General features: G+C 69.6%; 25 protein-coding genes. 7 read left to right on the top strand and 18 right to left on the bottom strand.

Annotated elements, in window-relative coordinates; genetic code table 11:
- Positions 1–464: 464 nt before the first annotated feature.
- Complete coding sequence (locus ACFVYK_RS32085; protein ID WP_389780074.1) at positions 465–821, top strand: hypothetical protein; 357 nt, start codon at positions 465–467, stop codon at positions 819–821.
- Positions 822–990: 169 nt separating this feature from the next.
- Here the strand turns inward: ACFVYK_RS32085 and ACFVYK_RS32080 are convergent, their stop codons facing one another.
- Complete coding sequence (locus ACFVYK_RS32080; RefSeq protein WP_389780073.1) at positions 991–1,437, bottom strand: anthrone oxygenase family protein; 447 nt, start codon at positions 1,435–1,437, stop codon at positions 991–993.
- A 91-nt stretch (positions 1,438–1,528) separates the two neighbouring features.
- Between ACFVYK_RS32080 and ACFVYK_RS32075 the strand changes: the two genes are divergently transcribed.
- Both ACFVYK_RS32075 and ACFVYK_RS32070 read left to right on the top strand, forming a co-directional pair.
- A complete protein-coding gene (locus ACFVYK_RS32075; RefSeq protein ID WP_389780071.1) occupies positions 1,529–2,107 on the top strand; it encodes a TetR/AcrR family transcriptional regulator in 579 nt (192 codons plus the stop codon).
- A gap of 96 nt (positions 2,108–2,203) precedes the next feature.
- Positions 2,204–2,680, top strand: a complete 477-nt coding sequence (locus tag ACFVYK_RS32070) for a hypothetical protein (protein ID WP_389780069.1) — start codon at positions 2,204–2,206, stop codon at positions 2,678–2,680.
- Between the two features lie 401 nt (positions 2,681–3,081).
- On the opposite strand, the gene ACFVYK_RS32065 is transcribed toward ACFVYK_RS32070, so the two are convergent.
- The 10 genes from ACFVYK_RS32065 to ACFVYK_RS32020 form a co-directional block, all read right to left on the bottom strand.
- Positions 3,082–3,393: a replication initiation protein, RepL2 gene (locus ACFVYK_RS32065; protein WP_389780067.1), complete on the bottom strand. Its 312-nt coding sequence runs from the start codon at positions 3,391–3,393 to the stop codon at positions 3,082–3,084.
- Positions 3,390–3,842 carry a MarR family transcriptional regulator gene (locus ACFVYK_RS32060; protein ID WP_389780065.1) on the bottom strand — a complete coding sequence of 151 codons (453 nt, stop codon included), beginning with the start codon at positions 3,840–3,842 and terminating at the stop codon, positions 3,390–3,392. Before ACFVYK_RS32060 ends, ACFVYK_RS32065 begins: the two co-directional genes overlap by 4 nt.
- 854 nt (positions 3,843–4,696) lie before the next feature.
- A complete protein-coding gene (locus ACFVYK_RS32055; protein ID WP_389780063.1) occupies positions 4,697–5,059 on the bottom strand; it encodes a hypothetical protein in 363 nt (120 codons plus the stop codon).
- A 331-nt stretch (positions 5,060–5,390) separates the two neighbouring features.
- Complete coding sequence (gene tpg, locus ACFVYK_RS32050; RefSeq protein WP_389780061.1) at positions 5,391–5,948, bottom strand: telomere-protecting terminal protein Tpg; 558 nt, start codon at positions 5,946–5,948, stop codon at positions 5,391–5,393.
- A gap of 9 nt (positions 5,949–5,957) precedes the next feature.
- On the bottom strand, positions 5,958–8,336 hold the full coding sequence (tap, locus tag ACFVYK_RS32045; protein ID WP_389780059.1) for a telomere-associated protein Tap: 2,379 nt from the start codon (positions 8,334–8,336) through the stop codon (positions 5,958–5,960).
- 541 nt (positions 8,337–8,877) lie between these two features.
- On the bottom strand, positions 8,878–9,189 hold the full coding sequence (locus tag ACFVYK_RS32040) for an NIPSNAP family protein (RefSeq protein WP_389780057.1): 312 nt from the start codon (positions 9,187–9,189) through the stop codon (positions 8,878–8,880).
- Between the two features lie 364 nt (positions 9,190–9,553).
- Complete coding sequence (locus ACFVYK_RS32035; protein WP_389780055.1) at positions 9,554–10,168, bottom strand: hypothetical protein; 615 nt, start codon at positions 10,166–10,168, stop codon at positions 9,554–9,556.
- Positions 10,169–11,204: 1,036 nt separating this feature from the next.
- Positions 11,205–12,467, bottom strand: a complete 1,263-nt coding sequence (locus tag ACFVYK_RS32030; protein ID WP_389780053.1) for a TerD family protein — start codon at positions 12,465–12,467, stop codon at positions 11,205–11,207.
- A gap of 241 nt (positions 12,468–12,708) precedes the next feature.
- On the bottom strand, positions 12,709–13,191 hold the full coding sequence (locus tag ACFVYK_RS32025) for a carboxymuconolactone decarboxylase family protein (RefSeq protein ID WP_389780051.1): 483 nt from the start codon (positions 13,189–13,191) through the stop codon (positions 12,709–12,711).
- Positions 13,192–13,366: 175 nt separating this feature from the next.
- Positions 13,367–14,905 (bottom strand): MFS transporter, encoded by a 1,539-nt coding sequence (locus ACFVYK_RS32020; RefSeq protein ID WP_389780049.1) that lies wholly within the window; start codon positions 14,903–14,905, stop codon positions 13,367–13,369.
- Positions 14,906–15,082: 177 nt separating this feature from the next.
- Here ACFVYK_RS32020 and ACFVYK_RS32015 point away from each other — a divergent pair, with 177 nt between their 5' ends.
- Positions 15,083–15,670 carry a TetR/AcrR family transcriptional regulator gene (locus tag ACFVYK_RS32015; RefSeq protein ID WP_389780048.1) on the top strand — a complete coding sequence of 196 codons (588 nt, stop codon included), beginning with the start codon at positions 15,083–15,085 and terminating at the stop codon, positions 15,668–15,670.
- On the opposite strand, the gene ACFVYK_RS32010 is transcribed toward ACFVYK_RS32015, so the two are convergent.
- The 6 genes from ACFVYK_RS32010 to ACFVYK_RS31985 are packed head-to-tail and all read right to left on the bottom strand — an operon-like array spanning position 15,667 to position 21,613.
- A complete protein-coding gene (locus ACFVYK_RS32010) occupies positions 15,667–16,398 on the bottom strand; it encodes a hypothetical protein (protein WP_389780047.1) in 732 nt (243 codons plus the stop codon). The two genes, ACFVYK_RS32015 and ACFVYK_RS32010, sit on opposite strands and share 4 nt — an antisense overlap.
- A gap of 13 nt (positions 16,399–16,411) precedes the next feature.
- The gene (locus ACFVYK_RS32005; RefSeq protein WP_389780082.1) at positions 16,412–16,876 is read right to left on the bottom strand and encodes a DUF4158 domain-containing protein; all 465 of its coding nucleotides are present in this window, start codon (positions 16,874–16,876) and stop codon (positions 16,412–16,414) included.
- 9 nt (positions 16,877–16,885) lie between these two features.
- The gene (locus ACFVYK_RS32000) at positions 16,886–17,491 is read right to left on the bottom strand and encodes an HAD family hydrolase (RefSeq protein ID WP_389780045.1); all 606 of its coding nucleotides are present in this window, start codon (positions 17,489–17,491) and stop codon (positions 16,886–16,888) included.
- The gene (locus ACFVYK_RS31995; RefSeq protein WP_389780043.1) at positions 17,488–18,906 is read right to left on the bottom strand and encodes a pyridoxal phosphate-dependent decarboxylase family protein; all 1,419 of its coding nucleotides are present in this window, start codon (positions 18,904–18,906) and stop codon (positions 17,488–17,490) included. The genes ACFVYK_RS32000 and ACFVYK_RS31995 overlap by 4 nt, the downstream gene beginning before the upstream one ends.
- Positions 18,899–19,525 carry a helix-turn-helix domain-containing protein gene (locus ACFVYK_RS31990; protein WP_389780041.1) on the bottom strand — a complete coding sequence of 209 codons (627 nt, stop codon included), beginning with the start codon at positions 19,523–19,525 and terminating at the stop codon, positions 18,899–18,901. The genes ACFVYK_RS31995 and ACFVYK_RS31990 overlap by 8 nt, the downstream gene beginning before the upstream one ends.
- A gap of 27 nt (positions 19,526–19,552) precedes the next feature.
- Positions 19,553–21,613 (bottom strand): Tn3 family transposase, encoded by a 2,061-nt coding sequence (locus ACFVYK_RS31985; RefSeq protein ID WP_389780039.1) that lies wholly within the window; start codon positions 21,611–21,613, stop codon positions 19,553–19,555.
- Between the two features lie 568 nt (positions 21,614–22,181).
- Here ACFVYK_RS31985 and ACFVYK_RS31980 point away from each other — a divergent pair.
- The 3 genes from ACFVYK_RS31980 (at position 22,182) to ACFVYK_RS31970 (ending at position 24,458) form a co-directional block, all read left to right on the top strand.
- Entirely contained in the window at positions 22,182–22,940 is a 759-nt protein-coding gene (locus tag ACFVYK_RS31980) for a DsbA family protein (protein WP_389780037.1), read from the top strand.
- A gap of 651 nt (positions 22,941–23,591) precedes the next feature.
- Entirely contained in the window at positions 23,592–23,960 is a 369-nt protein-coding gene (locus ACFVYK_RS31975; protein WP_389780035.1) for a hypothetical protein, read from the top strand.
- A 39-nt stretch (positions 23,961–23,999) separates the two neighbouring features.
- Positions 24,000–24,458, top strand: a complete 459-nt coding sequence (locus tag ACFVYK_RS31970; RefSeq protein ID WP_389780033.1) for a hypothetical protein — start codon at positions 24,000–24,002, stop codon at positions 24,456–24,458.
- A 123-nt stretch (positions 24,459–24,581) separates the two neighbouring features.
- Here ACFVYK_RS31970 and ACFVYK_RS31965 read toward each other — a convergent pair whose 3' ends face one another.
- Positions 24,582–25,214, bottom strand: coding sequence for a hypothetical protein (locus ACFVYK_RS31965; protein WP_389780031.1), 633 nt, complete (start codon positions 25,212–25,214; stop codon positions 24,582–24,584).
- Between the last annotated feature and the right edge of the window lie 563 nt (positions 25,215–25,777).

Here is a 25,777-nt window from a genome sequence, read left to right as displayed (position 1 = left end):
GCGCACGGGCGTCGACCCCGACGAGGCGGGCGCCCAAGTGATTACGCCGTAATCACTACCGAGGCGCGCACCGCCCTGCCGCGAACGATTGCGGCGCAGGCCTGGCAGCCTCCGGACGCAGAAGCCCACGCAGCCATCAGTCCAAGCGGCGGGCCATGTGCGACCGCTCATGTCAGACCGGCCCGCCGCTGACGATGCCGAGCCGGGAGTGGTTCATCCGGCGGGATGCGGCATTCCTCACGAAGCGGGGCCACGCCATCTGACGCCGGAATCACTCGAAGCTCACGTAACATCCAGGTCGACCTGAACAACTGCCGCAGTTGCCCGCTTAGTTGGAGATTCTCCACACCTTGACCAAGGGCAACCGCGCAAGGGGGAAGGAACAATCCCAGATGACGTCATCCACGCTCCGACGACGCCTCGCCGGAACCGCAGCAACCGCTCTTCTGATCGGAGCCGGAGCCTTGGCGACCGCGCCTTCGGCAGCGGCCAAGGCGAACCTGCTGACCATCGACACGGTGTCGCAGCGCACTCCAGGCCTTCAGGTGAAGGTCACCTACTCCTGCGACGTCGGCATGGACCACGAACTCGTGGCCAACGCGACGACGCTCAACCACAGCCCCCACGACCAGTCCATCGCTGCGGGCACCGTCAAGAAGGACAAGCTGGTCTGCGACTACAACGACCATGTCGCGCTGGTGACCCTGCGCCCGGCCGCGGGCTCACACTTCGACAAGGGAGACAAAGTGAAGGTCACCGTCTTCTACTTCGACAATGACGGGTTCAGGTACGGCGACGCCGACACGGTGGCCGTCCTCTAGGACGGCTTCGTCCCGGCCGGCGACCACGGCGGATCCCAGCGGCGGCGGCCTTGCTGGATGCCGGGAGCTCAGTGGCCCGCTCCCCCGCCCTCTGAGCCGGGGAGCGGGGGAGCGGGGGAGCGGGGGAGCGGGGGAGCGGGCCTGCCCGCGCGCGGCCGGTCCGCGCGGCTCAGACGAGGGCGGTGACGAGCAGGGTGAAGGCAGCGATGATGACGGCGACGCGGACGTAGTGGAAGCGTTCCCAGCGCTGCAGCTGCTCCTGCCAGTCCTCGGGCCGGTTCTCGGGAGTCCACGTCTTGTTCCGGTTGTTGATCGGGACGAGCAGTAGGACCGACATGACCACGCTGAGGAGCAGCAGCGCGCCGGCGGTGACGACGAGGCCGGCGCCGTGGTGGTGCCGTCCGGCGATGGCCCAGACCGCGACGAGGGCGAGTGAGCCGATGTACCAGACCGGCATCACAGCGCCGAGCATCCGGCCCCCGTGGGCGTGACCGCGTTGCCTGCTGTCCTGTGGGAGTGCGTTGAGGATCCGGTTCATGACGAAGGCGACGGCGAACTCGACCCCCACCATCACGCCGACGACCACGGTGGTGACGACCTCAAGTGCGTGGAACATGACGGCCCCTCCTGGAATATAGCGTTGCTAGCTGATGAGGCAACGCTAGTACTATTGCCGCTTGATTGTCTAGCGGTGCTAGGATCGAGCTATGTCGGTTCAGGAACGCAAGGAGCGCGAACGGGCGGTACGCGAGCGCCTCATCGTGGCGACGGCCCGCGAACTCGCCGAGCAGCAGGGCTGGGACGCGGTGACCACCCGCCGACTCGCCGAGCGCATCGAGTACAGCCAGCCCGTCCTCTACAGCCACTTCCGTGGCAAACGGGAGATCATCGGCGCAGTCGCCCTGGAGGGCGCCGCCGAGCTGGCCGTGGCGGTGCGCGCCGCGACCGCCACCGCAGACGGCCCGCGCGCCCGGGTCGCCGCCCTGGCCCGCGCCTACCTCGACTTCGCCGTACGCAACCCGGCGGTCTACGACGCCATCTTCCAGCTCGACAGCGGCCTCCCGTACGCACAGGAGGACACCCCGGAACCTCTGAAGGACGCCTTCGCCGCCCTGCTGGAAAGCCTCGGCGAGGTCGCCGGGGACGGCGTCCACCCAGGACTGTTCACCGAGGTGTTCTGGGCGGCCCTGCATGGACTGGCCACCCTGACCCGGGCGCGCCGGCTCCCGCCGGAGGACACCGAGCGCAGGGTGCAACTGGTAGTGGACCGGCTCGCCGTGGTCTGACCACCGCCCCGGTGGGCACGCAGCCGGGGTCCCCGCACCCGGCTGCCGGCTCCTTCCATACGGAGCCGAGGCCACATCGACGAGGGGGACCCCCGGATGACCAACGACCCGCAACAGGCGCTGCATCACGCCGTGGACGTCACGGTGGACGACGCCTGGGCGATCCCGGAGTTTCTGGCGCCGCGTCTGGAATCACTGGAGCACGCTCACGATGGCGACACGGAGGAGCACCGCGCGGCCGTAGCTCTTAGCGAGGCGGTGTCCGCCCTCGTGCTGGCGCTCGAATCAGCGATCCGAGGCCCCAACAGGGGACGTCTCCGCAGACGCGCGACACCGCCGCCGGCTCCCAGCCCTCCACCGACGGACGACGAGCGGATCGCCAGGGAAATGCGGCGACTCACCATGATCGCGGAGCACTGGAACCAACTCTGCGGCATCGTCTGTGCCTGGCGTGAGAGCGACGGTTACGACCGGGCCCGATGGCACCAGGTGACTTTCCTGGACCCGGCTGCTGAGGCCGGGTACCACCGGCTCGCCGCCGAAGCCGGCCTCCGAACGATCGAGCCATCGTGATTACGGCGTAATCACCTGGTCCTGCTCACTGCTCAAGGGATCCTCGGCAAGGGCAGGGCAACACCGACGCTGGTCGACCCCGTTCGAGTCCCAACGAGCCTTAACGGACATTGGCCCCAAAAGCGACCGACAGAAAGAGGCCTTCACGGGCCGATCTCTGCAGGGCTGGTGTGATCCGATCTCGGGGCCCGTGAAAGGCCGTCAGGCGGGCGTAGAGGCCGTCTCGCCTGTCTGTAACGTTGCCGTCGGCGTCCGATTGGGTGAAGCCGGGCTCGTGGCGCTCGCCGGTAACCTCACCCGCGCCGGGCGACCGGAAGCTCATGTACGTGAGGTCAATGAGCACCGACGCTGGGGTCGGACTCATTGACCTCACGTACATGAGCTCTGCTTCTGGGAACTGTTCAGGTTGCGCGGCGCAGCGGGACGACCACGTCCTCGCCGGTGCTCTTCTCGCTGAGCCGGTAGTAGCTGATGTGTGCCAGCCGCTCGGATTCCTCCAGCCATCCGGCCTCCACCACCTGGCGCCGGGTGCGGGAGAAGACGGTGGGGGACATGCCGACGAGCTTGGCGAGGTTGGCGCCGGTGTCTACGACGGCGCCGGCCCGGTCGGTGGGGTGCATCGCGTAGAGCATGACGATCAGGCGCTGGTTGGCGGTCATGCCGGCGGTGCGGTGGAGGACGTCCAGGAGCTTTCGCTTGTCGTCGTTGTTCACTGGGCCTCCCACCACGAAGGGGATGTGTTGTCGAAGCCGGGGATGTCCGGCGGGTTGCACGTCTTGATCGCTTCCCGTTGCTCGATCCCGGTCCCGTGAAAGGCAATGTACGGGCTGATCCGGTAGAGCCTGTAGTTGCCGATCCGGCCGCGCTCGATCAGGATGCGGCGCTTGAGCAGTTTGCGGTTGATCTTGCCGACGGCGTCGGCCGTCATCCCGACCTTCTTGGCGATGTCCGCGCCGGTCGCCCGCAACGGCGCCATGCCCTGGGGGGAGACCCCGATCCACCACAGCACCAGGAACTTCTGGCTCGGGGTGAATTCCTTGCTCTCGGTGATCGCTGCGACTCTCGCCTTGTCGACCTGGATGTGCTCACCGGAGAAGGCGTAGGGCGCGTAGGGGATGGCCTCGCCCGTGTCCGCATCGACGAGTCTGCGTACTGCTCCCAACGGGCCCTCCGTAGCTGGGCATTGCCTCGATGCGTATGAACGGCGGCCTTCAGGCCGACCAGATGAACTTAACGTACATGAGCACGGAGTACATGAACTCTGCCTCCAGGGCGTGTTGCTCGACCTGACATGGATCTGCCTCCCCGTCCGCCTCGCCCAACAGAGCGGCTACTCATGAACGTGACGTCAATCTAGGCAGTTCCTGGAACCGTGGTCACGGTTCTCAGAACATGAGCACTACGGCTCCAGGAACTGTCTGCCCTGCCCTCAGGAACCGGGTGCACGATGCTGAGGACTGGGTGCCAGATCGACGGATCTGGATGGGAAAGGGCATATCTGCAGGTCAGCGTGCCATCGACGCCGACGCCCTCTCCAGCAGTAGGATGCGCTGTCGTCTGCCGCGGTACCCCGCACACCCCGTGCCCCGGAAAGCGGTCGCGCCAGGCAACGCCGAACGACTCTCTTCGGGGCGTTCACATCCGTACCCCTTCCCACCGGTCGGCAAAATGCCTCGCCCCCTCCCTCATCCCCGGCCCACGAAAGCACGCCACGGCGCGACCGCAGTCGACGAAGCACCCGTCACGTGTGCTCCATCAGCCCCCACCGGCCTCAGCCACGCTGCCCTGTGACCCCACCGGCAGGCCGCAGCCGCCCGATCACCTGATGGCCCCGTCGGTTCACCGCAGGCCCCCAGGGGCCGAGGATGTGCCGACCCGTAGGCGCGGAGAGCCGCAGCGCGCCTCCGCCCAGTTCGCCGCCCCGCTTCAACCCCACCGAAAGACCTTCGACGACTCCGAATGAGCCAGGGGAGAGTCGGCGACACGTCCGGCAGGCGCGGGCCGCACTCCGGAAGTTCACTGGATCAGGTCGGTGTGGGGGTGTTCGGGGGAGGGCGGGCGGCAGACGTAGAGCTGCATGTTGTCGGTGCCGCCTGCTTCCACCTTCGTCGGCTGTGCGGGGGACTGGCCGGCACGGTGACCGGGGGCGGAGGCGGCGGCTTGGTCTTCGTACGGCATCCAGCTGCGTAGCTCATCACCGTTCCATTCGAAGGAGGCGATGGTCAGCAGCGGCGCCATCCGAGCGTCGCAGACAGTGCAGTACAGGCGGATCGAGTCGGTGCGGCCCCACGGCGGCCAGCCCCCGACCTTCCATCCGGGAGCGGCGGCCAGATTTTCGTCGTAGAACTCCTGCGGATAGTCCGCGTACGAGCTGTCCACGCCCGCTCCGGCTGCCTGACATCTGCTCCAGTCCCCGACCGCAGCCCCTGTCTCCGGGCTCGGGTCGAAGCTGTTGGGGTACTCGGTGATGGCTTCCGGCGCCAGGAGACACGGCTCTGGGACGTAGCCTTCCCAGTCCGCCTCGTACGGTTCCGGGGAAGTGGCGAGGATGTCGACGACCTCGGCGGCAGACCGCCAGAACAGTGCGGTCGACGGCTGGTAATGGGGATCGTGGTCGTAGGGGCACCCCCGACCTGGTCATCGGCAGGGACGAGCTGTACGCGGCCTCGGCTCACTGGTACGGGCTCGCGGCCCGTTCGGGGGACGGCTGCTACAGGTCGAACTCCAGGTGTTCGATGTCCGTGAACCGGACCTCCTCCAGGCTGCCGGCGCGGCGGCCGTTGTCCTGGAAGTACACCTCCTTGAGTGCCTCGGCGGCGAGCTCCTGGAGGCGCTGTTCGGGGGCGCCCTGCTCCTGGGCGTCGAAGAGGCGGGCGGCGTGGCGGGGTGGCAGGGCGACGGTCAGGTGTCGGATGCGGTCCTGGTCCGTCGTCCCGATCGGTGCGGTGTAGCCGAGACGGGCGCGGGTGTCGATGACGATGCCGCCGGTCGTCGCCGCCGTCTGCCGGGCCCTCGCCCGGATCTGCGGCTGCCAGCGCTTCTTCACCTCGCGCTCCAGGCGTGCGGCGAGGTCCGGGCGCGGTTTCTTGATCTGGTCCTTCACGTACCGTTCGACGGTGCGCTGGGAGATCCGCAGCAGCTGGGCGACGGCCTTGGTGCCCTTGAGCTGCTTGACCAGGTACCGCATCTGCGCGCCCGCCCTCTTGGGCGCCGGACGGGTGAACGCCTTCTGTACCGCGGCCTCCAGACCGTCCCCGAACAGGGCCATCGTCCTCTCCTACTCTCCGTTGTCGACGTCGGTGACGGTGCCGTCCTTGATGTAGCGGGCGAGGTTGAGTTCCGGGGCGTCGAACCGCTCGCGGACCTCTTCGCCCCACAGGACGCTCTGGGTGCCCTCGTGCTTGACCAGGCCCGGGTTGATGCCGAGCTTGAAGCCGCCGGGCAGCGGCTTGCCCTCGCGGTAGGGCAGGAAGTCCAGCGGGCTGGTGCCGTCGGCCGTGTAGACGACGCAGTCGGACAGGATCGCGACCGGGTACTGCCCGGTGAACGCCGCGTGCTTGACGATCTTGCGGTGCAGGTTGATGCGGGTGCGGGAGATCACCGCCGCGCGGATGTCGGGCCGCCACGTCGGCCGGGCAAGGGCCCGCCACGGCTCACCGGGCCGCCAGCCCTCCCCGCGCGGGCGCTCACGCAACTTGCCCAGACCGCCCTTCACGGTCGCCTTGACGGCCGAGACGACGATCGCCAGCTCCGGGTCGCGTTCCCGGTAGCCGTCCATCGCGGCGAGGGAGGCGGCCGGCGACAGGTCGGCGTGCACGCCGAGATCGGCCATCGTGGCGAGGAAGGCGTCGCGCAGGCGCTGGTACCAGCCGTCCAGGTAACGACCGTTGTCGTACCGGACGTACGCCTCGATCGGCCGCACCTCGTAGCCCAGCTCCACCGCGTAGGCGACAGTCGGCGTCGCGTACCAGGCCGGCCCCTCGGGACGCTCGCCCTTGGGTGTGAAGGGGCTGGGCAGCAGATTCGCGTCCAGGTCCGCCCAGGTGTCCTTGCCGACCTTCACCCGGGACAGGTCGACGTGCGAGAGGTCGACCAGCCACGAGCCCGGCAGCTTGGGATCGAACACCGGCGCCTTGACGTGCGTGGGGGCGCCGAGGCCGACGATCAGGCCGTTGGCGCCGGCGGCGAAGGCCATGTTCACGTCGATGCCGACCAGGTGCCGCAGGGTGCACTCGGCATCCGTCATCGGCCGCGCCCAGTCGTACGCCTCCTCGAACAGCTTCTCCGCCGGGCCGCGGACGTGGAAGCGCGGCAGGCCGGCCAGCAGCGGGTGTCCGTCGGGGGCTTCGCACGGCGCGCAGTCGACCGGGTCCCTGCCGAGGCTGCCGGGGTTGTGCTCGGAGTGGCGCTTGCCGTCGGCGTCCGGCTCGGAGGCGCGGGTCGGCGGGTGCAGCGCGGTCATCAGCTCCAGGCCGGTCACGGCGGTCGATCCGCGCGGGGTCATCACCCGGGACGCGTACACGCCCAGCACGCGCGCGAGTTCCGCCGGCGGGAGCTGCCCGGCCTCGCCCCAGTGCCGCGTGTCCAGCGCGTTCCAGGACGGGATGCACAACTGCACGCAGGCCCGCCCCGAACCGGTGGCGGGACGGTAGATCCTCGCCCACGGCCCGAACCCGCGCTTGGTCAGCTTCCACTCCGCCCGGAGCAACTGCTTGACGACCTTGTGGCCCTCCGGGATCCGCCCGGCGAGCCGCTCCTCCTCGCTGAGGGCGACGGGCAGGCCGTAGCGCTCCAGTGCGGCCTCGGTGAGCACCAGCAGCGGGTCGGCGTCCTTGCCCGGCCCGGACAGCTTCGGCGCGCCGAGCTTCGCCTCGCGCAGCGTCCAGTCGACCAGGGCCGGGATGGACTTGGCGGGCACGTCCAGGACCAGGCCGCCGGTGCAGTACGCGTGTACCTGCCCGTCCTCGACGTCGACGACGGCCAGCGGACCGTTCTCGAACCGCGGGTCGGTGCCGGCCGTCGGGGTTGCGGCCGGGGCTTCCTTGGGCGCGCCGGGACGGCGCGACGTCGACGACGGCCTGGCGGTGCGCGCCGGACGCGACGCGGCCGCCGGGGCAGCGGCGACAGGGACAGCGGCGACAGGGGCGGCGGCGACAGGGGCGGCGGCAGCAGGAGCGGCGGCAGCAGGAGCGGCGACAGGAGCAGCGGCAAGAGGAGCAGCGGCAACAGGGCCAGGGCGGGTCTGGGGGGTGTTCGGGGCTGCAGGGCCAGGGCGGGTCTGGGGGGTGTTCACGGCTGCCGTCACGGCCGCAGCCCTGGGCGGCTCGTCCGTCGCCGGAGACTCGGTCTGCGCTGGGGCCGGTGTGTCGGTGGCTGGGACCGCCGTCTCCTGGACGGGCGCGGTCGCGGGCGCGGTCTCCGGGTACAGCTCCGCGAGCTTGTCCAGTAGCCGGGCGTAGGCGTCGCGCTCGGGCGGTCGAGGTTCGGTCTTGCCGGATTCCCAGCCGCTGACCGTGGCCCGGCGCACCTTCAGCGCGCCTGCCACCTCGTCGATCGTCAGCCCGTGCGCGGCCCGCAGCCGCTTGCGCTCCGCGGGGGGCGGCAGCGCGGCGCGCGACGCGAGCAGCGCGTCGACCGCGTCGAACAACTCAGACATGCAGCGCCTCCTATGATCGACACCCTACCCCTGCGAGGCGTGCAGATCGCGTACGTTCACCGTACGCATCGCGTACGAACGGCGATCGAGCAGTGGATGCTTCAGCGGGCATCGAGTAGCGGCCGTCTGTGGCGCTCGTGCGGTGGGGCCCAAGGTGAGCGGCGCCCGGGAACGGCGGGAACTGGCCAGGCACAGCCCGCGCCGTGCCGCCGCCCACCACGGACTGCGGACAGCCCATCCTGCCCGCCTGCCACCAGGTCGGCTTCACACCCACGAGCGCTACGGCACCGCCGACCCCGCCGCCCAGCTCTCCCTCGCCCGGGCCGGCCCTGCCGCCGCGCTCGTCCCCCGGACGACCATCGACCCTGGTACGCCCGGAATCCGCACGGTGCCCTCGAGGACCGTCCGATCCTGCGCCTGCTGTACGCCGCGACGCGTCACACCGAGACGGCGGACCCGACGGCCACGGCCGTCATCGCGGCACTGCGCACGCGGCACGGCCGGGGGACCGCGCCACGCACCCCGCCGGCGGCCTACCAGGCTAGGACAGGCCGTGGAGCGGCCGGAGGAAGCGGCGCTCGTACCGCTTGATGCAGCGGGTGTCACGAGCCAGTTGGAACGCTTCCTGGCACTCCGGGTCGGACATGCTGTCCGTGCGGTACTGCTCGTACGCGGCCAGGCTGGGAAAGGAGAAGAGGGCGTAGGCGATGTCGCTGTCGCCCTCACTCGGCAGGAAGTAGCCATGGTGCGTCCCGCCGAAACGGCTGACGAGCTGGACCCAGCGCCGACCGTACTCCTCGAAGTCCTCAAGCTTGTCGGCGTCGATCTCGTACTTCAGATGAACGGTGATCATGCCCGCATGATGCCGTGTGAGGGTTCGGGCCACGTGAGCGGAACCCGGGGCGCCGCCCTCCGCGCCGTGGGCGAGCGCGGAGGGCGGTGACCGGTGATGCGTGCGTTCGGTGAGGAACAGCGGGCCGCGGTTACGGCGGCCGAGGAGGCGGGGCGCTCCAGCACCGTCCGCCAGGCCGGCGCCGGGCCGGCGGGGGCGGGCTCGGGGCAGGAGGGAGGAGAGCTGTCCCACGGATCCGGCAGTGAGCGGTTCCGGACTCCGGTGAATCCACTCCGTGGCCCCCCGCCCCTTCGCGCGAATCAGTGAACCCCTCCGTGGCCCCGCCCCTTCGCGCGAATCTTCGCGCGTCCGAGCGGTGATGCGGTCAGCCCGCCCACCGGGAGTCGAGCGCGATGGTCTGCAGACGGTCGAGCGTGAGCGGGGGCCGCGGCCGCGTCACCGGGCCGCCCTCGGCGTAGGAGTTCACTTCCTGGACGATGACCCGGCGCCCGTCCGGGTGCAGGGTGTCGACCAGCCACACCACGGCGGAGCCGCCCTTCTCCGATGCCCGCTTGGCCCGCTTCACCTGGGTGCCGTCGGCCAGGGTCAGGGCCTGGCACTGGATGTACTCGCCGTCGCAGCCCATGTGCCCGTCGAGGACGTCGCCCATGTCGTCCTGGGCGTTCACCCCGATCATGCTCTTCCCGTGGCCGTCGTCCCAGACCAGTGCGGCGTAGCCTTCCTGGCTCTGCTCGTCGGAGATCTTCGCGCCCCTGGGCAGCACAGACTTCAGCACCCGGAGCATCTGGCGGCCGGACAGCGACGCACCCGAGTCGGAGCGCGTGGTGGACGGGGCCGAGGCGCTGACCTCGCCGCCGGCGGTCCGCGGTTCGGCGGCGGAGGCCTGTGCCACCGCACCGAGGCCCAGGGCCAGGACGAGGCCGGCCGCGGCGGCCACGCGGCGGCCCGGACGACGGCGTGCGGAGGTGTTCGTGTTCATGTGGTGGCTTCCTTCTCTGGTCCGAACGCGGCTGTTCTCTGCGTCCGTGGGACGGCGGGTGGTGCGAGGCCCCGAACGCCGACCGGCACAGAGGTGTCCCGGCACAGGCGCAAGGTGAGTGGTGTCGTGCTGCCGGCTCCGCGGTCGTGCTGTCTCGGCCGGTGCGACATCCACAGATTCCAGGACCCGTGGGACCCCCGACAACAGCTGCCGCCGTACCCGGGACAGTGGATCCGTCCCACCCCACCTGACCTGCGGAGACAGAGGCGCCTGGGATGCCGTCCCGGGACACGGAGACGACCCGCGCCTGCCGGCCGACCCCTTGGACGCGGCCGCGAAGACGGGCGGCCCGCGGTTCACTGCGCCGGGGGTGCTCACCCGCGCTTCGGGCAGGTAGGCGGACCGGACGCCCAAGTGCCGGCCGTGTGGGATACGGGCGACGAGGCGCTGGCCGGGACCGACCCGCGGGACCCGCGGGCCGTACCCGTGCCCCGCCGTCGCACTTGTTGTCGTGGATCAGGAACTTGTCGCCGTCGGCCACGAAGTACGCGTAACCGTCTCCGTTGCTCGCGTCCGAGACGGGCGAGTTCGTGCCCGCGCTGGCGGAGGTGGCGGTGGCGATGACCATGCATGCCGCAGCCGCGGCGACGGTCGCGAAGCGACGCGATATGGCTTTCATCTCTGTGGTTCCCCCTGGAAGACATGAACGACAGGCTGCGCGGCGAGCACCGTCGTCGGTGCACCGCGCGGCGCGTCCGGTGTGCGCGTACGCTCTCCCACGGATTGATCATGATCAAGTGCGTTTGCCCGAAGGCGGGTTACGCTCCTGAGGTGTCGTCAGGACGACGGATCCTGTGTAGGTGCCGCCTGGTGGAAGGCGATGACGGTGTCGACCAGGGCGACGCCGTCCGCACGACGTACTCGAACGGCCGCGCAGCCGGGTCAGCCGGGTCGTGATGATCGCCCACTCCACGGGCGGGGAGGGGGCGGGGACCGGGTCAGGGGTGGCGCCTCGACCCGCTCGGCTGGTCGAGGGTCAGTCCTTGCTGGCCGCGTGCCAGGTCATGCCCCAGCCGTACTCGATGTCCACGGCCTGCTGGTTGCTGATGCCGGGCGCCAGCAAGAGGTACTTCGCCTCTCGCCGGACGATCAGTTCCCCGCCCACGTTCTCGATCAGCGCGATCGCGACGACCGGCGAGGGAACGGTGCACTCGTCCAGGCGGACCTCGATCGGCGGACCGGTGGGCGGAAACAGCGTGGCGACCCCGTGCAGGCCCGCGAAACTGGACGCCCCGGAGTAGATGGCCACGAACACCAGGAGGCGTTTGATCTCGGCCGCATGATCGAGGTTGACCATGAGGTTCTCGCCGTCCTCGCTCGCGCCGGTCCGGTCGTCCTGGTCCAACTGGATGTACGGCGGCTGGTCGAAGGAACCGAACTGGTTGTTGATGGGATGGACGATCCCCTTCGCTCCGTTCCGCAGCTCCCACAGACAGGACAGGTCCAGATCGACGTCCTCCAACTGGACGGCGTCCTTTCCCTTCCTCATCCAGCCACGCGGGGGCTTGGGGGCGCTCCACGAGAGGTTGACCCGCATGCCTCCCGAGGTGGCCCCCTGCTTGGTCAGCGACACCGAGGGCGCCGCCTTCGTCAACGTGATCTTCGACAGCCGCACCGGCTGGGCGTGCCCGGGCTCCGGCGGCTGTGGCGCGGGGACTGCCGGCTGCACCGGCGCGGGCGTGGGCGGTGGCTGCTGCGCCTGCGGGGGAGAGGCGGGTTCGTCCACGGTGATGCCGAAATCGGTGGCGAGACCCTCCAGGCCCGACGCGTATCCCTGGCCCACCGCCCGGAACTTCCATGCGCCGTTGCGCCGGTACAGCTCCCCGAGGATGAACGCCGTCTCCGACGTGGCGTCTGTGGCGTCGAAGCGCGCCGCCTCGGTGCCGCTGTCCGCGTTCAGCACGCGCACGAACAGGCCGGACACCTGACCGAACGTGCCGTCGGTGGAAGCGGCGACCACCACGGTGGCGATCTCCGCTTCCACCGAGGACAACTGCACCTCGATCGTCTCGAGCGCGCCCGTGGCGTCCTGGCGTCTGCCCTGGTGACGGACGGTGCCGCTGCGGTGCACGGGCTGGTTGTAGAACACGAAGTCGTCGTCCGAGCGCACTTTGCCGGCCGCCGTCAGCAACAGGGCCGACACGTCCACATCAGGAGTTCCGGGGCCTGCCCGCCACCCCAGCTCCACCCGGACCCTCGTACTCGGCACCGGTACGTTGGCGCCTTTTTGCAAGGACATGTGGGTCCCCCTCCCGCGGCCTTCCTCGTTCCCGCAGCGTACGAGGTTCTGGCCCGCTCCCGGAGGTAGAGATTGCGCCTGAGCACTTTGGCGAGGCGCGTCGGCGCTTTGGCGAGGCGCGTTGGCGAGGCGCGTTGGCGAGGCGCTTTGGCGAGTTGAGGCACCAGGCGGAGGCGGGCGGTGTGGCACTGGAACGCCGCGTTGCCCTGTCTGACGACCGGGTGCCCGAGGCTGCTTGTGGTCATCCGAGCCCGCCTGGCTGGTAGTCGCCGCCGCGCTGGCGGACGATGACGCCCATGCGGTTGGTGGCGTTGATCAGGGCGATGAGCATCACCAGGTCGGACAGCTGGTCCTCGTCGTAGTGCCGGACGGCGTTCGCCCATGCGTCGTCGGTGACGCCGCCGGCGGCATCGGCGATGCGGGTGCCCTGTTCGGTCAGTTCCAGGGCGGCGCGCTCGGCGTCGGTGAAGACCGTGGACGCGCGCCAGGCCGCGACGAGGTTGATGCGGGTTGCGCTCTCCCCGGCGTGTGCGGCGTTCTTGCTCCACACGTCGGTGGCGTAGCCGCAGCCGTTGATCTGGCTCGCGCGCAGCACCACCAGCTTCTGGGTCGCGGCCGGCAGCGCGGATTCCTCCAGGATCGTCTTGCTCGCCTTTCCGAAGTACCCGGCGGCCTTGGCAGTGGTCGTGGTCGGATTGCTGAAGAGGTTCAAACGGGCGGTCATGGCGTGCTCCTTGGTGTTGGTGGCGTCAAGACCCCGGTCGTTCCCCGTCCTGTGACGCCCCTTCGGGATGACGTGGTGACGCCCCTTCGGGATGACGTGGTCGGGATGCGTTGCCCGGGTCGCCGGCCTCGTCGGGCGCCGGGCCGGCGCTGTGAGGGGGTGATCCTGCTGTGCGTCAGCGGCGCAGGCGGTGTGCCCGGTGGGGCGCGGCTGGGCGGGGCGCTTTCGCTGCGGGGCACGGCGCGGTCTTGCGCGGGTCTGCGGTGATGAGCAGGGCGGCCAGGACCGCGGTGCCGAGCATGATGCCCAGGGCCCAGGTCGCGGCGGTGGCGTAACCGTGCACGGTGGCGTCCCGGAGGGTGTCCGCGCCGTGGCGGTCTGCCAGGTAGGTGCCGGTGGCGCCGGCCGCGATGGTGTTGAGCAGTGCGGTGCCGATCGAGGCGCCCGTCTGCTGGGCGGTGTTGACGGTCGCGGAGGCGATGCCGGCGTCGTGGGGAGCGACTCCGCTGGTGGCCGTCGCGACGGCGGGGCCGAACAGTGTGCCGATGCCGAGTCCGAGGAAGAGCTCGGCGGGCAGGATGACGGCGGTGTAGGAGCTGTGCGGGGTGAGCTGGGTGAGGAGGGCGAGCGAGCCGGCCGCGCAGAGCAGTCCGGGCACGATCAGCAGCCGGGGCGGCAGCTTGGGGAGCAGGCGGCCGGACAGCTGGGTCGCCGCCGTCACGTTCATCGCGACGAGCGGGAGCATGGCGAGGCCGGTCCTGACCGCGGAGTAGCCCATCACGGACTGCAGTTGGTAGGTGAGGAAGAGGAAGACCCCGAACAGACCGAGCGTGGCCAGCGCGACGGTGGCGAGGGCCGCGCCCCGGTCGCGGTCGGTCAGGATCCGCAGCGGAAGGAGAGGAGCACGTAACCGGGCCTGCGCGATCCCGAACGTCAGGAGCAGGGCGGAGGCCAGGGCCAGCGAGAGGATGACCGGCCGGGTGTGCCATCCGTGCTCGCCGGCCTCGGAGAACCCGTAGACCAGAGCGGCGATGCCGCCGCAGCCGGTGAGCGCTCCCAGGACGTCGATCCGCGCGTCGGTGCGTCCGGGAGGATCGGGCAGCGCGGCGATGGCGCCGAGTGCGGCCGGCAGGGCGATGGGAATGTTGACGTACATGCACCAGCGCCAGTCGAGGTAGCTGGTGATCAGCCCGCCGCCGACCAGGCCGATTCCGCCGCCTGCGGTCAGCACCCCGCTGTAGATCCCGATGGCCCTGGCCCGTTCGGCCGGTCCGGGGAACACCGCCATCAGCAGCGCGAGGGTCGAGGGGGCCAGCAGTGCCGCGAAGGCGCCCTGTCCGGCGCGGGCGGTGACCAGCGTCCATCCGGAGTCCGCCGTGCCGCCGAGAGCGGAGGTGACGGCGAAGCCGAGGATGCCGGCGATCAGGGTGCGTTTGCGGCCCAGCCGGTCGGCGATGCGGCCGCCGAGCAGGAGCAGCCCGCCGAAGGTCAGGGTGTAGGCCGTGATGACCCACTGCCGGCTCGAGTCGGACATGCCCAGATCCTGCTGCGCGGTGGGCAGCGCGATGGTCACGATGGTCGTGTCCAGCACGATCATCAGCTGGGCGATCGCGATGACCACCAGCCCCCACCAGCGGCGCGCATGCAGCCGGGCCGGATCGGAACTCCACGTGATCTTCACGCTCTTCGTCTTCTTGCCCGTCTTGTTCAGCATGGTGAACCCCCCTGTGAAGGCGTGCGTCGGCACTCGCATTCATTACCTGCCGACAGGTAAAGTTGACGATGAGGCGAAGCTAGCCCATTGCTTGCCGATCGGCAAGCAATGGAGAGGGCAGGCCCTTTGCGGGCCCGCTCACGGGCCGGCCGAGACGACCGCGACGAAGGGACTTCCATGGCAGGCCGCCGCACCGACACCCGAAGGCGCGCCCAGCGCGTAGCCCTTCAGCTCTTCAGCGAGCACGGGTACGACGGCACCTCGCTGCGCATGATCGCGGAGCAGCTGAACATCACCAAGGCGGCCCTCTACTACCACTACAAGTCGAAGGAGGAGATCCTCGCCGCCGTACTGGCCGACTTCTCCGCCGCGGTCGCCGAACTCACCGACTGGGCCAAGCAGCAGCCCGCAGGACCCGAGACCCGGCGCGAACTCCTGCGCCGCTACGCCGAGTTGACAGCCGGTGGCATCACCGCCGCGGCCCGCTTCGCACAGGACAACGAGCCGACGCTGCGCAACCAGCCGCTCGCGGCCGAGGTACAGCAGCACGTCATGACGCTCTTCGAGCTCTTGGCCGGGCCCGGCGCGCTGTCCGGTGACGGCGACCCGGCCGCATCGCTGCGCGTCCGCCTGGCCATCACCGCACTGCACCTGGCCGGCGACGAGGCCGATCGAGCAGAAAACGCAGGCCCGGAGCTGATCGATGCGGCGCTCGGCATCGCCTGCGACTTGATCGATCCGCCGTCTCCCCGGCCAACGGCCTAGAACCGCGGTTGCGGTGCTCCGCCCCTCCCGGTCAACGACCTGGCCGCCTCGATTCTGCTGGCCGGCCCCGCAGGAAGAACCATCCGGTTCACCGTGGCCGGCCGGGCGCCGGTTCGCGGACCGCACCCGGGCCCGGCACGCCGCCGTCCACGCACGGTCAGGCTCGACGCATTCGTCGATGACGGCGCGGGCGAGGCGGATGCCGCCCAGGTGGGCGGAGATATCGTCATCGCCGTGGATGTGGGGCGCGTCCTGGCACCACTGTGACCACAGGCCGCCCTGCTGGAGGAGGCGCCGAGCGAGGCGGCGGCGATCTTTCCGAGGAGGCCGGACTTGCCGCGGACCTTGGTGAACTCGGCGACGAACGCCTCGGTCACCTTCTTCTCCGCCCGCGCGTTGATGCGGTGCACGGTGGAGTTCAGCAGCTCCACGAGGGTGTCGGTGATCTCCCGCTGTCGCTGGAACAGCAGCGCGGCGAGCAGGACGTGCCGCACCTCGGGGGAGAAGCGGCGCAGGTGGCTCGGGGCGGCGGCTGAGGCTCTGGCCCGCCAGGCGTTGATGACCTGGACGACGATGCCGGTGAACGCCTTGGCCGGGGTGCTGACGGCGCGGACCTGCTTGAGTTTGGAGATCTCGTCCAGCAGTGAGTTGAGGCTGACGTTGCCCGGATGGGACTTGATGTCGGAGAGCACCGACTCCAGGTCTTCGTCCGCACCGTCGCCGTCCACGGACTCGGTGTCGTTATCCTGCTCGCTGTCGTCGATCGGATCCGTGAAGACCAGCGCGTCCAGCCGGCGGGGGCAGTCTTCTTCCCGCGCGAGGCGTGCGGCGACCTCCGCGACGGCCCCGGTCGTCGGCCTGGTGCAGCGCGGACCGGATGATCGTTGCAATCCGGGCCGCGGTCGGCGGCTCGATCAGATCTACCCGCATCTGCCGCAGCAGCTCGGCCCGCACCTGTTCCTCGCGGCGTTCGTCGTGCCAGATCACGTCCACCAGGTGCGAGACGAGCTTGACCAGGTCGGTCTTCGAGCACTCGTGCCACCCGGTCAGATCCCGCAGCTCGCTGCGATGCCGCTTCGCGACGCGGGAGGTGAAGTCATAGAACCCCAGCTCGGACGCGGCGACGCCCACCTGCTCGGCGACATGCTCGACCGCATCGGGCGGCAGCTCCAGACGCATCTTGGGAAACCGGCCGCGCCAGGTCAGAAACTTCAGCTACGGGATTCTGGGGCGCAGGGCTCGTTCGAAAGTCTCTTTGCTCTGGAATTGGAGGGCGGTCCAGCCTGCGGCGCGTGCTGCGTCGGTGTTGGTTGCGCTGTCATCTATGAAGAGGATGTCGTCCGGGTAAGCGCCCAGTTGTTTCGCAGCGGCGTCGAAGGCGGCCAGGGTGGGCTTACGGTGTCCGAGGCGGTGGCTGAACAGTAGGTGGTCGAAGCCGTCGAACATTGTGGGGTACAGCCGCAGCAGCGCCTCCTGCTCCAGCGGGCCGTTGTTGGTGAACAGCGCCAACGGCCCGGAACCACGGTGGCGTTCCAATGTCTCGCGGACGGCATGGTCGGGCCGGAAGGCGCTGCACCAGGCAGCGTCGAGGTCATCGTCGCTGCCGGTGAAGCCGGTGGCGGCCCGGATACGGTCCCGGATTTCCGCCGCGTGCGGGTACTTGCCCGAATCGCAGTCGGCGCTGAACCCGGATCCCCACAGCAACGCGTCCAGGCGGTCTGCGGGGAACGCGAAGGCGTCGGCCAGGCGTTGCAGGCGATGGGCGTGGTCGAAGTGGAACAGCACGCCGCCGAGGTCGAGGACCAGGTGTTGGGGGCTCATGTGGTGACCTCGCGCGCCGCGGCCCGGATTTCGTCGAGCAGGACGATGAGGTCGTCCTTGGTGGTGGCCGGGTGAAGGATGCAGGCGCGTAGGGCCGCGGCGCCGGAGAGCCGTGTGCCGGTGAGGAAGGCGTGCCCACGGCGCTGCACGGCAGCCGGGATCGCCTCGTTCAGTGCTTCCGCGCGGTCTGTGTCGAGGGTCGGAGGCCGGTGGCGGAATGCGGTGATGGAGGTGACGGCCGGGGCGAGCAGTTCGAAGTCGTCTGAGGCTTCGATCAGCTCGGCGAGCGTGCGCGCGAGACTGGTGGTGTGCTGTACCAGGCGAACGATGCCGTCCCGTCCGAGGTTGGCGATCGTGGCCCACACGCGCAGTGCGCGGAAAGGGCGGGTCTGCTCGGTGCCGTACTCGGAAAACCAGCCGAGCTCCCCGGCGTCCTCGTCGCGCAGGTAGGGCGGGACCAGGCTGAAGGCGGCGCGCGGGCCGGCCGGTTCGCGGAAGAGGATGCAGCCGGCGTCAACGGGGACGCCGAGCCACTTGTGCGGGTCCAAGGCCAGAGAGTCCGCCCGTTCCAGCCCGGCGTACTGGGGGACGGCGTCGTTGGCGAGGATGCCGAGCGCGCCGTAGGCACCGTCGACGTGGAACCACAGTCCGTGCTCGCGGGCGATCGCGGCGATGTCATCCAGCGGGTCGACGGCTCCGGTGTTGACCGTTCCCGCGCTGGCGGCGACGAAGAACGGCCGCACCCCGGCTCGCCGGTCGGCCGCGATCAGACGGCGCAGCTCGCCGACGTCCATGCGGAATGCCGCGTCGACCGGGACGGTGCGGAGGTATCGGGTGCCCAGGCCGAGGAGTTCCGCCGCCTTGCGCAGGCAGCTGTGTGCCTCGGCGGACACGTAGAGCGCCAGTGGGCGGTGCCCGTACAGCCCGGTCTCGCGCACGTCGTGGCCCTGGTCGCGGAACGCCTGGTGGCGGGCGGTGGCCAGTGCCACGACGGTGGCCATGGAGGCTCCGCTGGTCAGCAGCCCGGCCCCGGGGCGGTGGGGGAATCCCACCAGCTCCGCCAGCCACCGCACGGCGGTGCGTTCCAGCAGAACGCCGGCGTGGTCTCCGCCCGCGCAGCTGGGGTTCATGGCCGCCGCCAGGGGGGCCATGAAGACGCCGGCAGGCGAGGGTGGGGAGTTGACCCAGCCGAAGAACCGAGGATGCCCGTTGCCCATCGGATACGGCAGGATGCGGTCGCGCACCTCGTCCAGCAGGTCCGTCAGCGGGCGGCCGTCGGCGGGCAGTGGCTGCCGGGTGAGCCATGTGCGGTCCGCCTCGGGCACCGGCCGCCACACCGGCCCTCCTGCCACGCACGCCAGATGATCGGCTGCGAGGTCCGCCGCCGACTGGGCTGCTCCACGCAGGTCATGCATCGTGCCCTCCCCACACGCGGTGGAGCCGGGAGTCGGCTGCCGGGGCCAGTGCCATAGCCAGGTAGTACACACACACGTCGATGGAGTCGTTGGCGAAGGCATGCAGGCGGTTGCCGGGGAAATAGGCCGCGTCTCCGGCATCAAGCCGGTGGGGCAGACCGTCGATGGTCAGGCGCAGACGCCCTTGTTCCACTGCCACGTACTCGTGCGAACCCGGCGCGTGCGCAGAGAACTCCCCTGCGTCCACGCCAGGTTCCAGGGTCGTGCGCATGAACTCGAACTCGATGTCCGGCAGGACCGGGGATAGGATCCGCCGTTCCCACCCGGCGGGGTCCCGCACCACCTGCTGCCGGTCACCGGCCAGAACCACGACGTCGGGGCGCACCGGTTCATCCAGAAGTCGAGCGATCGAGGTGCCCAGTGCGGTCGCCAGGCGATCGAGAACCAGCACGCTCGGTGTCTTCGCGCCGCGTTCCACCTCGGACACCATGCTCCGGCTCACGCCGCTCAGCTCGGCGAGCCGCTCCAGGCTGATGCCCCGAGCCCGTCGCTCGCCTCGGATCCTGGCCCCCAGTTCGGACATGGACAGACCACTGGCCAAAGTGTTGCCGTCACTCATGTCCTCCACCATAGCGAAGGGAATCCGCTATCGAGAAGGCACCTGCTGGTCGTCCAGTGGGCTCCGGGGGCCCGGCACGATGGCCGCGGCGAGGTTGAGGCGTGCATCCATGTCGAGGTTGACCTCCCCGTACGGGCGGACGTGGGACCAGAACAGCGGAGTCAGGCCGCGCCGGTCGGCGGGCGTGAGGAGGTCGGCCCACTCCGGTTCGCCCAGGATGTCCTGGAGCATCAGAGTGTTCACGTAGACCAGAGCGGATTGCAGGATGCGCAGGCACAGGACGAACATCTCCTGCTCGTCGCGCCGGTTCGAGGCGATCTCCCCGCCCTTGCCGTAGGCGATCACGGAGTTGGCGCCGTTGGAGGACTCCATCACGTTCAGGCCCTCCTCGACCTCCCGCTGGAGGTCCCGAAGCCGCAGGTACCGGGCTACGAAGATGGTCTTCTGCACGCGGCCGACCTCCAGCATCGCCGCGTAGGCGGGGTGGGAGGCGTTGCGGGTGAAGCGCCGCAGGATCGCCTCGGTGGAAGCGGTACGGGTCCGGATCGTCGTGGCGTACTTGATCATCTGGTCGTACTGCTGGGCGATGAGCTCCCAGCGGATCGGGCGGGTCAGCGCCGGGCTCAGCTGCGGGTAGGCGTCCGGCTCGCCGGCCACCGGCCGGTACAGCTTTACCTTGTTGATCCGCTTGATACGCGGCAGCAGGTCGAAGTTCAGCAGCCTCGTGATGCCAAACCCGATTTCCGACTGGCCATGCGAGTCCGTGTAGTTGGCCTCCACGTCCATCGCGGTGCCGTGCCGCATCGCGCCCTCGATCCTCGCGGCGACCTCGGAGGCGGTGCAGTTGATCAGCTGGGAGTGGATGGCCAGGGACTTCTTCTCCACGTGCCAGTAGATGAGCACCCCACGGCCTCCGTAGCGCGAGTGCCACTCCGTGAAGAGGTTCTGGTCATAGGCGCGCACGTGCGTGGAGTCGGAGGCGACCGCGGTCGAGCCCTGGCCCCACAACTCGGTGCTGCGGGCGGCGAAGGTGGCGTTCGCGATCTGGATGGCGATGGCGCGAGTGGCCTCCGCCGAGAGGTAGCGGCGGCGTACGTAGCGCAGTTCGTCCTCGGTGTGGCCGTGGCCGCCGGACGCCACGGCCTTGATCCCGGTGTTCGTGCCGTACGCGTAGATGACCAGCAGCAGGCGTTCGGCCAACACCTCCGGCGAGAGGCTGCCGCCGCCGGAGACGGAGGTGACCGCGTCCAGGCAACCGGTCCGCAGCGCCGCTTCCTTCAGCATGTCGACCAGCGGCACGATGCCCCAACGCCGCTGTGCCTCGGCCTTGATCCTGCGCAGGTTGCGCGGCTCGGGCTGGGCCTCGGCCGCCGTCAGCCGAATCGCCCCGGACTTTCGCTCGGCGATGTCCAGCCAGGAAAGTTTCGGCATCTGGTCGTTGAGCAGGGTCAGCTCAGCCGTCATCTGCTCGCGCAACTCGTCGATGAACACCGCGGCATCCAGCGGCTTGCGCAGTTCCCGGTAGTTCTCCGCCCGCCTCGCCTCGAAGTCCTGCGGCAGGTCCTCGTCCGGGTTGCGCCACTTGTCGGCACCGACCACCCAGATCTCCTTGCACTTGAGCTGATCGCGCAGGGCCTGGAAGGCGACGACCTCGTAGACCATGCGCACCACCCGGCGCCGTCCCCGCTTGTCGGTCCGGTGCACGACCTCCGCCCAGTCCCCGCCCATCGCCTTGTGGACCGGCACCGTCTCACCCAGCGGGTAGTACGTCGTGTTCCACGCGTTCGCGTAGCGCGCCACCAGCGCCAGGGCCTCGATCACCGGCCGGTGCGTGTGGTTGGAGGAACGGAACTCCAGCACGTCCAGCAGCCTGATCAGCCCGCGCCGGTGGTGGTTGGTGTACGACGCCTTCAGCGTCGTCTGCACCGTGCGCCGGTAGACCGGCCCCCGGGTCTTGGACTCGTGCACCAGCTCCCGCAGCGTCGTCTCGCCCCCGGACACAGCCGGGAACACGTGGATCTGCTGCAGAGCCTGGGTGAACACGCCGTCCTGGGCGTAGCGGCGGAGCGGGCGCAGACCGTCTGCCACGGGCCGTAGCGTTCCGGCAGGTCGCTGATCCGTCGTCACCGCTACAGGGCGGCCACCCGGGAGAAGCGGGACCTCTCCCTGCGCGAACACGCTTCGACCGTCGTGCGCCCTCAGTCGCTTGGGTCGCTGTTCAGCAGCCGGTCGGGGCGTGGACGACGTCAGAGTCCGGCGTCCTCGCCCAGCGTCGAAGGCGCGAAGGCCTGCAAGCCGGCCTGGCCGGGCCAACGACAAGAACGCCGCCGTGAAAGCTTGGGCCATCCATGGAAGACGCGGCGGCCTCAACCAACGCGGTCGTCCAGATCGACCAGGAAATCGCGGTGGCGCGGGCGGCCCGTGCCCGGGTTCGGTCCGTCCGACGCCCGGCTGCTGATCGTCGGGCTGGCTCCTGGGTCTAACAGGCGCGATGTCGTACGAGGAACTGCCGGTAGACGCCGGTAGACGGCGGACTGTTGCCACCGGAACAGGCCGGGATCCGGTGCCAACAGTGGAGAGGGACGGGGAGCCGAACCCCGTAGCCCCGGCCCTGCGACAGATGGCCTACTCTCCGCTTCCAAGACCAATGGGGGGCATGATGCGGTTGAACCGCGGAAGTAGACGGCTGACGGTAGCCGTGTTGACAGGCGTACTGGGTACGACCCTGGTGAGCTGCGGGCCCAGCCAGCCGGTCGCCGCGGCCGACGGCGGGCAACAAAGTCCGGCCACGGTCGATTACACCCGATTGGCGGACGTGCCCGAGCAGGTGGCATCGGACGGCACGAGCATTTTGGTGGGCGACCCGCAGGCGGAGGTGACCGTGCACCTCTACGAAGACCCGCGCTGCCCATACTGCAAGGAATTCGAAACCACGGGCGGCGGCCCCGTCCTGACCAAGTGGGTCCTCCGGCGCAAGGTCAAGGTCGAGTACACGATGGCGTCATTCCTGGACCCGCGGCTGGGAGGAAGCGGGTCGACCAAGGCGGTCAACGCACTGCGCGCGGCGGTGGCAAGGGGGAGGTTCGCCGAGTACCACACCGTCCTCTACCAGAACCAGCCTTCTGAGGAGGTGGACGGCTTCACCACCACGCGCCTGCTGCAACTGGCGAGCAAGGTGAAGGGGCTGCGGAGCCCGTCCTTCGACGACGCGGTGACGTCCATGAGGTACCGGGACTTCGTGGATTCCTCCGAGAAGGTGTTCGCCGCCGCTGGGCATCACAACGGGCACGCCGGGCCCGGGACGCCTACCGCCGAAGTGAACGCGTACCGGATCCCCCTCGAGTACAGCGGGCTGCTCTATAAGGCGGACCTCTTCGACCGGTATCTGGCGAGGGTGATCAGCGCGGTGACGTGAGGGGCGATCTACCGGCGCCTTCGAGTCCCGACCGATCACGCCCCAGACGGCCGTCCCCTTTCTCTCGCGGCCATGCGGCTGTCATGAGTTTGTCGGGATGACGTCGCCCTCACCTTCAGCCATTCCCGGTGGCTTGACCTCCCGACTGAGCAGATCGGCGCACTTCGCCGCCACAAGAACAAGACGGCTCACTTGGACCGCCTGTTGGACTGCCTGCCGCCAGGACCCGACAAGGACCGGCTCATCACCTGGGCGAAGGCACGCAAGCACCTGCCCCGAGCCATCATCCCGACGACGATCGCGGCAACCGCTCACGAAGTTCAGAGAACGGAACACATGCCGGCAGACCACTCCTCGGTGACGGTACGGCTGACGAGCCGCCATGTTCGCGTCCTGCTGCACGCCTCCGACCCGGCGTCTACGACGGCCGCCCCCAGATCATCACGCAGTGGCCGCTCTCATACTCACCCGGGCCCAGCGCAGCATCGCGAGGCCCGACCGGGTGGGGATGGCACGCTCTCGTCCGAGGCGGCTGATCCACCGGTGAATCCCTTTGCGCGACCGAACAGGTCGCCCCTAGCGTGCAAGCGCACAGGGATCGTGCGTCAGGGCAGCGCGCCACACGAATGAGGAGCAACCACCGTGGGAATCATGGTCTCGGTCAGGGGCTGGCTGCAGTTCGACGACGGACAGCTGGCCCAGATCAAGGAGATCGTGGAAGCAGACGATCCGGAGCGCACCTACAGCGGGGGCTGGGCGTTCCCGGCTCGACAGTACAACGGCGTCAGGTTCGCCTTCTACGGGGGCTACATCCGCGCGGTTTCCCTCGACTGGTTCGAGGAGAGGTTGCGACAGATCGCCCAGATCCCGGCCTCCTACAAGGATGACGAGTACGACGACAGGCCCCGGGGGCTCTTTCTGGCAAGCCACGACGTGGACGGCATGAGCGAGTGGAGGGTCCACAACGGCGGCCTGGAGATCGGCCTCCCGGACGGGGATTACCGCTACCTCGACGCCTAGCTAGATCACGAAGCCGCACCGGAGTACCCGTAGGTAGACATGAAGTTGTTTCGGGGGTGCGGGATGGTCGCGGCCGGCCTCACACTGCTCCTCGGCGGCCTGTTCGCTCTCGACAGCTGTGAAGTGGGCAAGGCGGACGAACTGGGTTCGGCGCAGGTCACCGGGGTCTGGAAGGGCTCCGGCGGCGGCCGGATCGAGTTCAGCCACGACGGCAGGTTCGATATGTCGGGCATCCCACGCGATGCCATCGAGTTCAGCTTCACCGACCCGCCGCCCGGAAACGGCAGACTCTCCGGGCGGGGCGAGTGGAGCCTCGACGGCGGCGACGACCGCAGCAGCACCATCGAGCTGCGCTTCGACGCCGCAGGCTCCTTCTCGGACGACTCCGAATCCACGCTTCTCCAGGTCGAGGAGGCGGGCGACCACCCGACGCTGTACTTCGACACGAATCCAGACAAGAGGTATGGATACGAGGTGCGCCGCGAGGCGGCCTCCTAGCCTCGGTCTTCGTCGCCGGGCCAGTGCCCACCTTCATCAGCAGCCACGTCTCCTGGGCGGCGGCAAAACGCCTGTCACCGTTGCGGCCGGCGTGTCACCGGTGACAAGCGGCGAGGCGTCGATCTACTGCACCGGCGACCGGCGTCCGGCGTCCGGCGTCCGGCGTCCGGCGACCGGCGACCGGCGACCGGCGACCGGCGACCGGCGACCCGAGCCACCCACGCCAAGGACGTGACCCTCCTCTACATCCCCGGCCCCGACGGTGTTGAGTCGCCAGCTGATGATGCCGTCGGTTCCTCCGCTCGCCGGCGTGATCCGAGCGGTGATGGGCGCGCCTGCCGGGATGTTGAACTGGTCCGCTTCGCGGTCGCCGCACTGCACGTCCCATTCGTTCGTCACGTCTCCCCGCGTCAGCGTCAGTGTGAGCGTGTGCGTTGCGGGAGCCTGGCAGGCGATGTCGAAGGTGTAGGGCCTCTTGTCCTGCGTCGTGAGTGTCCTGTTCAGGCCCTTCGCCAAGGTCGTCGTGCCGGAGTCCTCGCGGGCAGCGCTCTCGGATTCGACCGCGTCCAGAGCGCGTGTGGCTCGCCGCATCGCCGCCTCTGCGTCTTCTTTGCCGTCCCAGGTAGGGGGCTGCGATGCGGAGAAGGTCCTTCCGTCTGCGGACTCGTCCGGTTTCTGCTTCTGCTGCGTACAGGCTCCGGTGAGGACTGCAACGCAGAGGACGAGGGTGAGGACGAGGGGGTGGCGTGTCCGCATGGGGGCTCCGGTGCGGGAGCGGCTGCGGGCCGGCCGGTCGGATCCACCGGGCAGGGCCGCACCGGTACCCGCCGAAAGGCCTACGCGACCGCCCTGGAACAGGCTGGGCAGATGTTCCGAGCCTTCGCCGTCGCGGACCCGGCCGCACGCCCCTCGCAGGTCTCCTCCAGGCTCAGTCAGGCTGGGCGCGCTATCGCGGCCGCGTCCTGGCCCCTCACGGGCCAGGACCGGAACCCCGAGTCCCATGAGATCAAGACCACGGGCTTCCCCCTGCCTTGCCCCGACATCGGGAGTGGTGCCGACCCGCCCGGTACCCGGGGCAGCCACATGCGGGTCGGCGAAGCGAACCGGGTCGGCGAAGCGAACCGGGTTGTCGACGCCGGGACTCGCCAGGCGCTTGCTGACGTCCTCACCGCGTACCCGGCTCTCGCCCCACATGACGGGTACGTCACCACCCGCGCCTTCGGGCGCGGCACCGCCCTGTCCGGGGCTCCCCACCCCGCGTCGGGTCACGGATGAAACCGCCACCGGCCTTCGGAGATGACGTCCACCTTGCCGTCCCT

The organism is Streptomyces sp. NPDC058291 (genome assembly GCF_042880855.1).
GTDB lineage: Bacteria > Actinomycetota > Actinomycetes > Streptomycetales > Streptomycetaceae > Streptomyces.
Note: the sequence above shows the minus strand (reverse complement) of the source record. Positions and strands in the feature narration are given on the sequence as shown.

Excerpts from the sequence above, each read along its gene's own strand:
- ACFVYK_RS32080 (WP_389780073.1), bottom strand. The coding sequence starts at position 1,437 with ATGTTCCACGCACTTGAGGTCGTCACCACCGTGGTCGTCGGCGTGATG.
- ACFVYK_RS32075 (WP_389780071.1), top strand. The coding sequence starts at position 1,529 with ATGTCGGTTCAGGAACGCAAGGAGCGCGAACGGGCGGTACGCGAGCGC.
- ACFVYK_RS32070 (WP_389780069.1), top strand. The coding sequence starts at position 2,204 with ATGACCAACGACCCGCAACAGGCGCTGCATCACGCCGTGGACGTCACG.
- tpg (WP_389780061.1), bottom strand. The coding sequence starts at position 5,948 with ATGGCCCTGTTCGGGGACGGTCTGGAGGCCGCGGTACAGAAGGCGTTC.
- tap (WP_389780059.1), bottom strand. The coding sequence starts at position 8,336 with ATGTCTGAGTTGTTCGACGCGGTCGACGCGCTGCTCGCGTCGCGCGCC.
- ACFVYK_RS32040 (WP_389780057.1), bottom strand. The coding sequence starts at position 9,189 with ATGATCACCGTTCATCTGAAGTACGAGATCGACGCCGACAAGCTTGAG.
- ACFVYK_RS32035 (WP_389780055.1), bottom strand. The coding sequence starts at position 10,168 with ATGAACACGAACACCTCCGCACGCCGTCGTCCGGGCCGCCGCGTGGCC.
- ACFVYK_RS32030 (WP_389780053.1), bottom strand. The coding sequence starts at position 12,467 with ATGTCCTTGCAAAAAGGCGCCAACGTACCGGTGCCGAGTACGAGGGTC.
- ACFVYK_RS32025 (WP_389780051.1), bottom strand. The coding sequence starts at position 13,191 with ATGACCGCCCGTTTGAACCTCTTCAGCAATCCGACCACGACCACTGCC.
- ACFVYK_RS32020 (WP_389780049.1), bottom strand. The coding sequence starts at position 14,905 with ATGCTGAACAAGACGGGCAAGAAGACGAAGAGCGTGAAGATCACGTGG.
- ACFVYK_RS32015 (WP_389780048.1), top strand. The coding sequence starts at position 15,083 with ATGGCAGGCCGCCGCACCGACACCCGAAGGCGCGCCCAGCGCGTAGCC.
- ACFVYK_RS32000 (WP_389780045.1), bottom strand. The coding sequence starts at position 17,491 with ATGAGCCCCCAACACCTGGTCCTCGACCTCGGCGGCGTGCTGTTCCAC.
- ACFVYK_RS31995 (WP_389780043.1), bottom strand. The coding sequence starts at position 18,906 with ATGCATGACCTGCGTGGAGCAGCCCAGTCGGCGGCGGACCTCGCAGCC.
- ACFVYK_RS31990 (WP_389780041.1), bottom strand. The coding sequence starts at position 19,525 with ATGAGTGACGGCAACACTTTGGCCAGTGGTCTGTCCATGTCCGAACTG.
- ACFVYK_RS31980 (WP_389780037.1), top strand. The coding sequence starts at position 22,182 with ATGATGCGGTTGAACCGCGGAAGTAGACGGCTGACGGTAGCCGTGTTG.
- ACFVYK_RS31975 (WP_389780035.1), top strand. The coding sequence starts at position 23,592 with ATGGTCTCGGTCAGGGGCTGGCTGCAGTTCGACGACGGACAGCTGGCC.
- ACFVYK_RS31970 (WP_389780033.1), top strand. The coding sequence starts at position 24,000 with ATGAAGTTGTTTCGGGGGTGCGGGATGGTCGCGGCCGGCCTCACACTG.
- ACFVYK_RS31965 (WP_389780031.1), bottom strand. The coding sequence starts at position 25,214 with ATGCGGACACGCCACCCCCTCGTCCTCACCCTCGTCCTCTGCGTTGCA.